The following is an 11,333-nucleotide window of genomic DNA, read 5'->3' on the forward strand; positions in this document are numbered from 1 at the left end:
GAGACAAATGCGCGACTTCCGATTCGGCTTCACCTTGGGAAACGTCCCGTCATACCGGCAGCTTGCGGACACGATGGCCACCGCGGAGGGATACGGCTTCGACATCGCGCTGGCCGTGGAGCACCTGGGTACCGGGCGGACGTCCCCGTTCCAGGGCCTGCTGGCCGCCGCGACCACCACGGACCGGCTGCGGATCGGCACGTACGTGCTGAACAACGGCTACTGGAACCCCACGATCCTCGCGCGGGAGGTCGCCACGGCCGCCCGGCTGAGCGGCGGCCGGTTCGAGCTCGGCCTCGGCGCCGGCATCGTCAAGGAGCAGTACGACGCCGCGCGGATCCCCTGGCACGCCTTCGGCGAGCGCATGGACGGGCTGGCGGCCACGATCGAGGAGGTCGACGCGCTGCTCGCCCTGGAGGAGGACGTCGAACGCCCGCCGCTGCTGCTCGGCGGGGCCAGCGAGCGCGCGCTCCGGCTCGCCGCGGAACGCGCCGACATCGCGAGCTTCGGCGGGCGCTTCCAGCTGCCGGGCGAGCCGCCGGGCACCATGCGGATCATCAAGGCGGACGAGGCGGACCGGCGCGTGGAGTTCTTCCGCGAGATCGCGGGGTCGCGGGCCGACGAGATGGAGTGGAACGCCTTCGTCCTGGTGGTCGAGGTGACCGACGACCGCCGTGCGGTGGCCGAGCGGATCGCCGCCGAGAAGGTCCCCTACCTCCAGCTGGACGACGTACGGGACGCCCTGGAGAGCCCCTTCATGCTGATCGGCACGGAGGAGGAGATCGCCCGGCGGATCCTGGAGAACCGGGAGCGCTACGGCTTCTCCTACATCTGCGTGCAGCGCCCGCACATGGACGTCCTCGGGCCGATCATCAAGCGCGTCCGCGACCTGGCCTGACGGCTACGACGAAGCGGCCCGGCCCCTTTCGGGGGCCGGGCCGCTTCGTCGTCGGGCCCGTCATCCGGTGGCGGACCACTCCTCGATGACCCGGCGCGACACCGGCACCAGCGTGGTGTGGTACTCCTGGATCATCTTCATCACCGGCTCTTCGTACTTCTCCTCCCACTCCTTCGTGGCGTAGACGGACGGCGCGAGCTCATTCCGCACCTCCACCGACGGGAAGGCGCGGATCAGGAAGTAGCCGTCGTCGTCGGTCGGCGAAGGGCCGTGCGCCAGCACGGTGATCCCGCATTCGCGCATCAGTGGAATCGTGCCGTCGCGGCTGATCCGGTGAAATTCCGGCCGCGCGTCGGGGCTCACTGTGAAAAGCCGGATCTCAAGGATCCAGTCGTCGTCATTTGACACGCCGGCCCGCCTTCCAGACTCCGGTGATGTGGTCGGGCTCGGCCATGATCGCCATGTCCGCCAGGGGATCGACGTCGAGGGTGATGACGTCGGCGTCGTACCCGGGCTGCAGCTGCCCGGAGCGCGGCGCCTGCGGGCCAAGAGTCGCCGGGCCGTTGGCCGTCGCCGCCTCGATGATCTCCAGGGGAGTGAGCCCGATCTTGGCGAGCAGCGGCAGCTCGCGGCCGTTGCGCCCCCAGGAGTTGAGCATGTCCGGGCCGCTCGCGGAGATGTCGGTGCCCGAGGCGATCGTGACGCCGTGCTCCCGGGCGATGGCGATCGCCTCCGCGTGCCGGCCCATCGTCTCCTCGAGCTTGCGCACGGCGTACGCCGGGACCTCGTCGCTGTGGTCGAGGAGCTCCTGGAAGATGGTGCGGGTGGTGACGAGGATGGCGCCGCACTCCCGCATGGCGACGGCCGCCTCTTCGTCGAGGTAGGTGCCGTGCTCGATCGTGGTGACGCCCGCCTCCAGCGCCGCCATGATGCCCGGCTTGCCGTGGCAGTGCGCGGCGACGATCCGGTCCGCCATCCCGGCCACCTCGACGATCGCGCGCAGCTCCGCGCCGGTGAACTGCTGGTGGATCGGGTGGTCGACCTCCGACAGCACGCCGCCGGAGGCGTAGACCTTGATGAGCTTGGCGTTCTGGCGAAGCTGCTCGCGCGCGCCCCGTACGCACTCCGCGGGCCCGTCGACCAGCGTCAGCTCGCCGCCGAGGTGGCTGTAGTCGCGCATCCACGACAGCGGGTAGCTGTGCATGTCGCCGTGCCCGCCCGTGGTCGACAGGGTCGACCCCGCCGCGTAGATCGACGGGCCTTCGACGGTGCCTTCGGCCACCGCGCGGGCCATGTGGATGCCGAGGCCGCCCACCTCACGGACCGAGGTGACGCCAGCGCCCAGGGCCGCCCGCAGATCGCTGCTGACGCGTGCCGCCCGCAGCGCGATGGGCTCCTGGAGCATCACCGTCATGTCGGCGGACCGCAGGCCCATGAAATGCGTATGGCTGTCCCACAGCCCCGGCATCACGGTGGGCGTGCGGACGGCGGTGACTCCGGGCGTCGCCGGCGCTTCCGCGGCGGGTCCGGCGTAGCTGATCGTGCCGTCGTCGAGAATGACGACGGCGTCGCCAATGGGGTTGCCTCTTCCTGGAATCAATTGATCCGCTTCGATACGCTGCAACATATTCGCAGCCAATCAACATCTCCGACGAATAACAATGAATCCGCGCACTCGGAATGTTGAACGCGACGGCGAAATGACGCATTCTAGAATGCGGCGCACCGGTCAGCGCAAGAGCGCTTCGATGAACCGGGCGGCGTCGGTGACGCCTTCGACGGCGTCCTGGACGGAGTGTCGTCCAGCCCGAATGACTGTGTTGTCCGTATCTCTTCGTCAAGGGGCAATTTAGATCGATCTACACTGTTGGTGAGGCGGTTCAGCGAGAAGCCCCTGCCACAGCCGAGGTCCCGGAGGTCGCATGTCCACCCCTAAGGCGTCCCGCCCCTCGGGCTCGAAGGGGGGCCCATCGGACGCGGGCACGGGGCGACGGCCGACCCTGCTGGACGTCGCGCGGCGTGCGGGCGTGTCGCGGGCGACGGCATCGCTGGTCATCCGCGATGCGGCCGGCCCGAGTGCCGAATCCCGCGAGCGTGTGCGGAAGGCGGCCGCCGAGCTCGACTACCGCCCTGACCAGGCCGCACGGTTGCTCCGGCGCCGGAACAGCCGCCTGATCGGGGTGATGTTCACCGTGCACGAGCCGTTCCACGCCGATCTGATCGAGAGCATCTACGCCGCCACCGAAGAGGTCGGCTATGACGTGGTGCTCAGCGCCGTGGTCCCGAGTCGTGGCGAGCGCCGCGCCCTCGAGGCGCTCATCGCCTCCCGCTGCGAAGCGGTGGTCCTGCTCGGTGCGGGCGAGGCAAGCACCACCGATTTCGGCAACCGGTTGCCGGTGGTGGAGATCGGCCGCCCGCCGAACGAGACGGTGTTCGACGCGGTCCACACCGCCGACGACGAGGGCGCCCGCCTCGCCGTGGACCACCTTGTCTCGCTGGGTCATCGCGACATCGTCCACGTCGACGGCGGCGACCAGCCCGGTGCCGTCGAGCGGCGGTCGGGCTACCTCGACGCGATGCGCCGCCACGGACTGCAGGACCGGGCGCGAGTACTGCCCGGCGACTACACCGAGTCGTCCGGCTTCGCGGCGGCACGCGCCCTGCTCGACGACGGCGAACTCCCCACCGCCGTCGTCGCGGGCAACGACCAGTGCGCCATCGGACTGCTCGTCGAACTGCGGCACGCCGGAATCGACGTCCCCGGTCGGGTCTCGATCGTGGGATACGACGACAGCCGGCTCGCGCGGCTCGCGCACATCGACCTCACCACCGTGCGCCAGGACGCCAAGCAGCTGGCCCGGCTCGCCGTCCAGGCCGCCGTCGAACGGCTCGACAAGGGCCTGGACGGCGAGACATGGGTCTTCCGGCTCGCCCCCCACCTGGTGGTCCGCGGATCGACCGGTCCGGCACGCTGACGGACACCGCTGGCATCACCCTCCTGGCGGGAACACGCAGGGAGTTCAGCCGAGAGTCGGCGCCATTTCGCGATCAGGTGATGGCGTCGGTCGTGCCTGTATCGACAGCATGTATGTATGTGTCTATGTCTGTATGTCTTGACAAAGTCACGTAGCATCGACAGTGTTCGGCTCAAGCCGGTGAGAGCAAACGCGGAAGGCGGCGAGCACCCATGACCGCACAGTTCGACCTCGTGACGATGGGCCGGATCGGTGTGGATATCTATCCGCTACAGACCGGCGTGGGCCTGGAGGACGTCACCTCGTTCGGTAAGTACCTCGGCGGCACCGCGACCAACGTGGCGGTGGCGGCCGCGCGGTACGGCCGGAGATCGGCGGTCGTGACGAAGACCGGCGCGGACCCGTTCGGCCGGTTCATCCACCGCGCGCTGCGGGAGTACGGAGTGGACGATCGCTTCGTCGGCACCTCCGAGCACCTGCCCACGCCCGTGACGTTCTGCGAGATCTTCCCGCCCGACGACTTCCCGTTGTACTTCTACCGCTTCCCGCAGGCGCCCGATCTGGACCTGCGCGAAGAGGACATCGACTTCGACGCCGTGCGCGAGGCGAAGATCTTCTGGGTCACCGGCACCGGCTTCTCGGAGGAACCCAGCCGGTCGGCGACCCTGGCGGCGCTGGAGGCGCGTGGCCGCAGGGGCATCACCGTGCTGGATCTGGACTACCGGCCGATGTTCTGGGAGTCGCGCGAACACGCGCGGGAGTGGGTGGGCAAGGCGCTCGACCACGTCACGGTGGCCGTCGGCAACCTCGACGAGTGCCTGACCGCCGTCGGCACCGACCGGCCGCGCGAGGCGGCGAAGGCGTTGCGTGACCGGGGGATCTCGCTCGCCGTCGTCAAACAGGGCCCCGAGGGCGTGCTCGCGGTGGACGACTCCGGCGAGGTCGTGGTGCCGCCGGCGCCGGTCGAGGTCGTCAACGGGCTGGGCGCGGGCGACGCGTTCGGCGGCGCGCTGTGTCACGGGCTGCTTTCCGGCTGGGACACCGAGCGGATCATGCGCTTCGCCAACGCGGCGGGCGCGCACGTGGCGGGGGAACTGGCCTGCTCGGACGCCATGCCGACCGAGGAACAGGTACTGCGCAGACTGGAAGGGACCCAGGGTGTCTGACACCGTGCGGCGGATCGTCGCGAAGCGGGTGCACGAGCCGGAGGCGATCGCCGAGGCCGCCGCGAACCGCGTGCGGGCGAAGTCGCCGTTCAACGACAAGGGCCGGATGATGATCATCGCCGCGGACCATCCGGCACGCGGCGCCAACGCCGTCGGCGGCGACCCGCTCGCGATGGCCGACCGCGGCGAACTGCTGGAGCGGCTGTGCCTGGCGCTGGAGCGCCCCGGCGTCACCGGCGTGCTGGCGACCCCGGACGTCATCGACGACCTGCTGCTGCTCGGCGCGCTGGACGGCAAGACCGTGATCGGCTCGATGAACCGTACCGGCCTGGCGAAGTCCACCTTCGAGATCGACGACCGCTTCGCCTGCTACGACGCGGAGTCCATCGAACGCATGCGCTTCGACGGCGGCAAGACGCTGACCCGCATCTGCCTCGACGATCCCGCGACGCCGAGCGTCCTGGCGAACACCGCAGCTGCGGTCAACGACCTGGCCGCGCGCAGGCTGATCGCGATGGTGGAGCCGTTCGTGTCGGTGTGGACCGACGGACGGCTGCAGAACGACCTGTCGCCGGAGGCGGTGATCCGCTCGATCACGATCGCCTCCGCGCTGGGCAGGACGTCGGCCTACACGTGGCTGAAGCTGCCCGTGGTGGCCGACATGGAACGGGTGCTCGCCTCGTCGACACTGCCCGCCGTGCTGCTGGGCGGCGAGGTCAAGGACCCGGACGCGGCGTTCGCCGCCTGGCAGCACGCACTGTCCCTGCCGACGGTGCAGGGGCTCGTGGTCGGGCGATCGCTGCTGTATCCGCACGACGGAGACGTCGCCAAGGCAGTCGACACGGCAGTGGGGTTGACATGAAGTCGTATCGGGAGGCGGGCAGCACCGCCGAAGGTCCGTTCAGCACGGTGGTCACGCCGGAGTCCGCGGGCTGGGGCTACTCCGGGCTGCGGGTGCTCGAGCTGGACGGCACCGAGACCGTCGGCACCGGTGACGCGGAGGCGCTGGTCCTGCCGCTGTCCGGTTCCTGCACGGTCAGCGTGGATGGGCAGACGTTCGAACTGGCCGGGCGGACCGGGGTGTTCGACGCGGTCACCGACTTCGCCTACCTGCCGCGCGACGCGGAGGCGACGATCACCGGCACCGGCCGCTTCGCGCTGCCGAGCGCGAAGACGCGCAAGCGCCTGCCCGCGCGGTACGGGCCGGCGAGCGGCGTGCCCACCGAACTGCGCGGCGCGGGAAACTGCAGCCGCCAGGTCAACAACTACTGCCTGCCGCACACGTTCGAGGCCGACCAGTTGCTGGTGTGCGAGGTGCTGACGCCGGGCGGCAACTGGTCGTCGTACCCGCCGCACAAGCACGACGAGGCGCGCGAGGGCGAGAGCGAGCTCGAGGAGATCTACTACTTCGAGGTCGCCCGTGACGGCATGGCCTACCAGCGTGTGTACGGCACCGCCGAGCGGCCGATCGACGTGCTCGCCGAGGTGCGCAGCGGCGACGTCGTCCTCATCCCGCACGGCTGGCACGGACCGTCGATGGCCGCGCCCGGCTACGACCTGTACTACCTCAACGTCATGGCCGGGCCGGGTCAGGAACGCGCGTGGCTGATCTGCGACGACCCCGCGCACGGCTGGGTGCGCGGACTGTGGGAGTCGCAGGACACCGACCCGCGCCTGCCGTTCGGAGGTGCGCGATGAGGCTCACCACGGCGCAGGCGCTCGTACGGTTCCTGGCCGGCCAGTACTCCGAACGCGACGGCGTCGAGCAGCGGCTCATTCCCGGCATGTGGGGCATCTTCGGGCACGGCAACGTGGCGGGCATCGGCCAGGCGCTGCTGCAGTACCGGGACGAGATGCCGTACTACCTGGCTCGCAACGAGCAGGGTCAGGTGCACGCGGCCGCGGCGTTCGCCAAGATGCGCAACCGGCTGCAGACCTTCGCCTGCACCGCCTCGACCGGTCCCGGCTCGACCAACATGATCACCGGCGCGGCGCTGGCGACCACCAACCGGCTGCCCGTGCTGCTCTTGCCGTCGGACATGTTCGCCACCCGCTCCCCGGATCCGGTGCTGCAGCAACTGGAGGACACGCGCGGCGGCGATGTGACCGTCAACGACGCGTTCCGCCCGGTGTCGAAGTACTTCGACCGCGTCACGCGCCCCGAGCAGCTGATCCCGGCGGCGCTCGCGGCCGTGCGCGTGCTGACCGATCCGGTGGAGACCGGCGCGGTGACGCTGTGCCTGCCGCAGGACGTGCAGGCCGAGGCGTACGACTGGCCCGAGGAGTTCTTCCGCCGCCGCGTCTGGCACATCGGCCGGCCGGTGCCGGAACCCGAGGCGGTCGAGCGGGCCGTGGCACTGCTGCGCGGAGCCGAGAAGCCGCTGATCGTCGCGGGCGGGGGAGTCGTGTACTCCGAGGCCGAACGCGAACTGCGTGCCTTCGCCGAGGCGACCGGCATCCCCGTGGCCGACACGCACGCCGGGAAGGGCGCCGTGCCGTGGGACCACCCGTGCGCGGTCGGCGGCATCGGTTCCACCGGCACGTCGGCGGCCAACGCGCTGGCCGCCGAGGCCGACGTCGTGCTCGGCATCGGCACGCGCTACAGCGACTTCACCACCGCCTCGCACACGGTCTTCGGCAACCCGGACGTGCGGTTCGTCAACCTCAACGTGGCCCGGCTCGACGCCGCGAAGCACTCCGCCGAGATGGTCGAGGCCGACGCGAAACGCGGCATCGCGGCGTTGCACGAGGCGCTGTCCGGCTGGCAGGTGGACGACGCGTACCGCGCGCGGACGCGCATGCTGGCCGACGACTGGAACCGCAAGGCCGACGAGTGCTTCCACCTCGGCCACGGCCCCCTGCCCGCGCAGACCGAGATCCTGGGCGCGCTGGGCGAGGCGCTCGACGACCGCGACGTGGTGATCAACGCGGCCGGTTCCATGCCCGGCGACCTGCAGATGCTGTGGCGGGCACGGGATCCGAAGGCCTACCACGTCGAGTACGCGTACTCGTGCATGGGCTACGAGGTCGCCGCCGGCGTGGGAGCCAAACTGGCCGCGCCCGACCGCGAGGTCGTGGTGCTGGTCGGCGACGGCTCGTACCTGATGATGTCGCAGGAGATCGTCACGATGGTCTCCGAGGGGCTGAAGGTGATCATCGTGCTCGTGCAGAACCACGGGTTCGCCTCGATCGGCTCGCTGTCGGAATCCCTCGGCTCGCAGCGGTTCGGCACGTCGTACCGCTACCGCGCCCAGGACTCCGGGCAGCTCGACGGCGGCAGGCTGCCCGTCGACCTCGCCGCCAACGCCGAGAGCCTCGGCGCCACGGTGCTGCGCGCGTCCACCGTGGAGGAGTTCACGGCCGCGATCGCCACCGCCAAGGCGAACTCCACGACCACCGTCGTGCACGTCGAGACCGACCTGTTCGGGCCCAACCCGCCCGGCAGCGCCTGGTGGGACGTGCCCGTCAGCGAGGTGTCCGAGCTGGAATCCACGCGGAAGGCCTACGAGACCTACGCCGCTGCAAAACGTACCCAGCGTCATTACCTGTAGGAGCAGGCGTGAAGACCATCGAACACTGGATCAACGGCACCACAACCCCGGCGAACTCGACCCGCACGGCGCCCGTCTACGACCCCGCCACCGGAGCCCGCCAGGCCGACGTGCTGCTGGCCGAAACGGCCGACGTGGACTCCGCGGTCGCCGCCGCGAGCAAGGCCTTCGTGGCGTGGGGCGACTCGTCGCTGTCCCAGCGCGTCAAGGTCATGTTCGCCTTCCGCGAGCTGCTGGTGAAGCACGAGGACGAGCTCGCGCGCATCATCTCCAGCGAGCACGGCAAGGTCATCGACGACGCGCGCGGCGAGATCGTACGGGGCCGCGAGATCGTGGAGTACGCCTGCGGGATCGCCGACGCGCTCAAGGGCGACTTCTCCGACCAGGTGTCGCGCGGCGTGGACGTGCACAACTTCCGGCAGCCGCTCGGCGTGTGCGCCGGCATCACGCCGTTCAACTTCCCGATCATGGTGCCGCTGTGGATGCACCCGATCGCGATCGCCACCGGCAACACGTTCGTGCTCAAGCCCAGCGAACGCGATCCGTCCGCGTCCGGGTTCGTGGCCGAGCTGTACGCCGAGGCCGGGCTGCCCGACGGCGTGTTCAACGTCGTCAACGGCGACAAGGTCGCGGTGGACGCGATCCTCGACCACCCGGACATCGAGGCGGTGTCGTTCGTCGGCTCCACCCCGATCGCGAAGTACGTGCACGAGCGCGCCACCGCGAGCGGCAAGCGGGTGCAGGCGCTCGGCGGCGCGAAGAACCACGCCGTCGTGCTGCCCGACGCCGACCTGGAGTACGCCGCCGACCACCTCACCGCCGCCGCCTTCGGCTCCGCGGGCCAGCGCTGCATGGCCGTTTCCGTCGGCGTCGCGGTCGGCTCGGCCGGCGACGCGCTCGTCGAGATCCTGGCGCGCAAGGCCCGCGAGGTGAAGGTCGGCCCCGGCTCCGACGTGAGCAACGACATGGGGCCGCTGGTCACCGAGGCCGCCCGGCAGCGGGTCGTCGACGCGGTCGCGACCGGCGCCGAGCAGGGCGCCACCGTGGTGGTCGACGGCCGGGACCTCACCGTCGCCGGGCACGAGGACGGTTTCTTCGTCGGCCCGTCCCTGCTCGACCACGTCACCACGGACATGAAGGCCTACACCGAGGAGATCTTCGGCCCCGTCCTGTCGATCGTGCGCGCCGAGACCCTCGACGAGGCCATCGAGATCATCAACGACAACCCCTACGGCAACGGCACCGCGCTGTTCACCGCCAGCGGCGAGGCGGCACGGCGGTTCCAGCGTCAGGTCAGGGTCGGCATGATCGGCGTCAATGTGCCCATCCCGGTGCCGATGTCGTACTACTCCTTCGGCGGCTGGAAGGACTCGCTGATCGGCGACAGTCCGATCCACGGCGCCGAGGGCGTGCGCTTCTACACCCGCCCGAAGGTCGTCACCACGCGCTGGCCCGCGACGGAGACCCACACGGCGGCGTTCAACTTCCCCACCTCGAGCTGAGGTCGTCTCGGATGAGTGGTGCGGAACGCCTCGGGCGTTCCGCACCACCCGATGACTCACTCCGCGTCGGCGATGTTCCCGAGAATGCGTTCGGCGCGTTCGCGGACCGCGGCGTCGGTGTCCGCGAGCCGTCCTTGCGCGATTTCACCGATAACCGATGCCGCCGCCCGCCGGACGGCGGGAGTCACGTCGGTCAGAAGCGGGCGCACCACGTCGAAGACGACGGTGGCATCGGCGTCCTGCTGTGCGCGCAACGCTCTCACCGCCTGCAGCCGTACCGTGGGATCGGTGTCGCGGAGCGCGGGCACGATCGCCGACGTGGCGCCTTGGCTGCATCCGGTGGCCAGTGCCCACATCGCGGCGGCGCGCACGCGCGCCGGTCGCGGCGGTACGGCGGCCGCTCCGAGATTCGCGATCTGCAGCGCGGAGGGGCGCCGATGCTGCAACAGCCGCGCCGTCACCCCTGTCGTCCGCGCGGCCCACACCGCCTCCTCGACATCGGGATGCCCCAGAGAATCGCCTGGCCGGTCGAAGTCGTTCTCCCGAAGCCGGGAGCGGCCGCCGGAGACCTCCCTGTCCAGCCAATCCTCATACCAGGCGATGAAGTCCCGGGCCGGGTGAAAGATGGGGTCGAAGAAGTCGTTGTCCTTCTCGACCACGACCATCCGTCCGCGTCCCGGACCGCTCACCACCAGCAGGGTCCAGATCTCGGCGGAATCGTGGTACCTCCATTCCTCGTCGTACTGACGATTCAGCCACAAGGTGCCGCAGGACAGCGCATCGGCTCCGTGACCTCGCGTCCACGCGGGCCCCGCGAATTCCTCAGGGTGAAACGGGAAATCTTCGGTCAGCCTCACGTGGCGCCGATCCGGATCCAGGGGTTCCAGGCCCCGGTACGGCCCGGCGCCGCCGTCGCCCAGCGTCGTGACAAAGGCGCGGTACTCCTCCGGCAGCCGTACTCCGTGGCGTTCTTCGAACGCGATCACCGCGTTCTCGGCCAGGACCGGCTTCAGAACGTATCCCTGCGGGGTCCGTACGTCCGGCCGGCTTCGATCCCGCAGCGTTTCCAGCTTCGCCGCGACCCGGCCGAGCCGCTCCGCGACCGACTCCGCATTCCCGCTCATGAGCCCCGCCCGCACACCCTTTCGTTCCGAGCCGAAGAGCCGACGGCCCGCGTCCTCCATTCCTACTGGAGCCGTTCGTCGGTCGCACCGGACGGGTGCGCGATGGTTCCCCGATGC

Annotated in this window: 10 protein-coding genes; 7 read left to right on the plus strand and 3 right to left on the minus strand. The window is 70.2% G+C overall.

The features are described 5' to 3' along the window. The first annotated feature begins 7 nt into the window (after positions 1-7). Positions 8-898 (plus strand): TIGR03621 family F420-dependent LLM class oxidoreductase, encoded by an 891-nt coding sequence (locus ACQP2O_RS24825; RefSeq protein WP_433189667.1) that lies wholly within the window; start codon positions 8-10, stop codon positions 896-898. A 60-nt stretch (positions 899-958) separates the two neighbouring features. On the opposite strand, the gene ACQP2O_RS24830 is transcribed toward ACQP2O_RS24825, so the two are convergent. Both ACQP2O_RS24830 and ACQP2O_RS24835 read right to left on the minus strand, forming a co-directional pair. Then, the gene (locus tag ACQP2O_RS24830; RefSeq protein ID WP_433189669.1) at positions 959-1,306 is read right to left on the minus strand and encodes a hypothetical protein; all 348 of its coding nucleotides are present in this window, start codon (positions 1,304-1,306) and stop codon (positions 959-961) included. Next, complete coding sequence (locus ACQP2O_RS24835; RefSeq protein ID WP_433189672.1) at positions 1,296-2,498, minus strand: amidohydrolase family protein; 1,203 nt, start codon at positions 2,496-2,498, stop codon at positions 1,296-1,298. The genes ACQP2O_RS24830 and ACQP2O_RS24835 overlap by 11 nt, the downstream gene beginning before the upstream one ends. A 322-nt stretch (positions 2,499-2,820) precedes the next feature. On the opposite strand from ACQP2O_RS24835, the gene ACQP2O_RS24840 reads away from it, so the two are divergent. The 6 genes from ACQP2O_RS24840 (at position 2,821) to ACQP2O_RS24865 (ending at position 10,092) form a co-directional block, all read left to right on the plus strand. Beyond that, on the plus strand, positions 2,821-3,873 hold the full coding sequence (locus ACQP2O_RS24840; protein ID WP_433189675.1) for a LacI family DNA-binding transcriptional regulator: 1,053 nt from the start codon (positions 2,821-2,823) through the stop codon (positions 3,871-3,873). Positions 3,874-4,085: 212 nt separating this feature from the next. After that, the gene (gene iolC / locus ACQP2O_RS24845) at positions 4,086-5,039 is read left to right on the plus strand and encodes a 5-dehydro-2-deoxygluconokinase (protein WP_433189678.1); all 954 of its coding nucleotides are present in this window, start codon (positions 4,086-4,088) and stop codon (positions 5,037-5,039) included. After that, on the plus strand, positions 5,032-5,901 hold the full coding sequence (locus ACQP2O_RS24850) for a Cgl0159 family (beta/alpha)8-fold protein (protein WP_433189681.1): 870 nt from the start codon (positions 5,032-5,034) through the stop codon (positions 5,899-5,901). The genes iolC and ACQP2O_RS24850 overlap by 8 nt, the downstream gene beginning before the upstream one ends. Then, positions 5,898-6,737 carry a 5-deoxy-glucuronate isomerase gene (iolB, locus tag ACQP2O_RS24855; RefSeq protein ID WP_433189684.1) on the plus strand — a complete coding sequence of 280 codons (840 nt, stop codon included), beginning with the start codon at positions 5,898-5,900 and terminating at the stop codon, positions 6,735-6,737. The genes ACQP2O_RS24850 and iolB overlap by 4 nt, the downstream gene beginning before the upstream one ends. Further along, entirely contained in the window at positions 6,734-8,590 is a 1,857-nt protein-coding gene (iolD, locus tag ACQP2O_RS24860) for a 3D-(3,5/4)-trihydroxycyclohexane-1,2-dione acylhydrolase (decyclizing) (protein ID WP_433189687.1), read from the plus strand. The genes iolB and iolD overlap by 4 nt, the downstream gene beginning before the upstream one ends. An 8-nt stretch (positions 8,591-8,598) precedes the next feature. Next, positions 8,599-10,092, plus strand: coding sequence for a CoA-acylating methylmalonate-semialdehyde dehydrogenase (locus ACQP2O_RS24865; RefSeq protein ID WP_433189690.1), 1,494 nt, complete (start codon positions 8,599-8,601; stop codon positions 10,090-10,092). A gap of 56 nt (positions 10,093-10,148) precedes the next feature. Here the strand turns inward: ACQP2O_RS24865 and ACQP2O_RS24870 are convergent, their stop codons facing one another. Then, on the minus strand, positions 10,149-11,216 hold the full coding sequence (locus ACQP2O_RS24870) for a HEAT repeat domain-containing protein (protein ID WP_433189693.1): 1,068 nt from the start codon (positions 11,214-11,216) through the stop codon (positions 10,149-10,151). Positions 11,217-11,333 lie beyond the last annotated feature (117 nt).

The sequence above is a fragment of the Actinoallomurus sp. CA-150999 genome, from assembly GCF_050942425.1.
GTDB lineage: Bacteria > Actinomycetota > Actinomycetes > Streptosporangiales > Streptosporangiaceae > Actinoallomurus.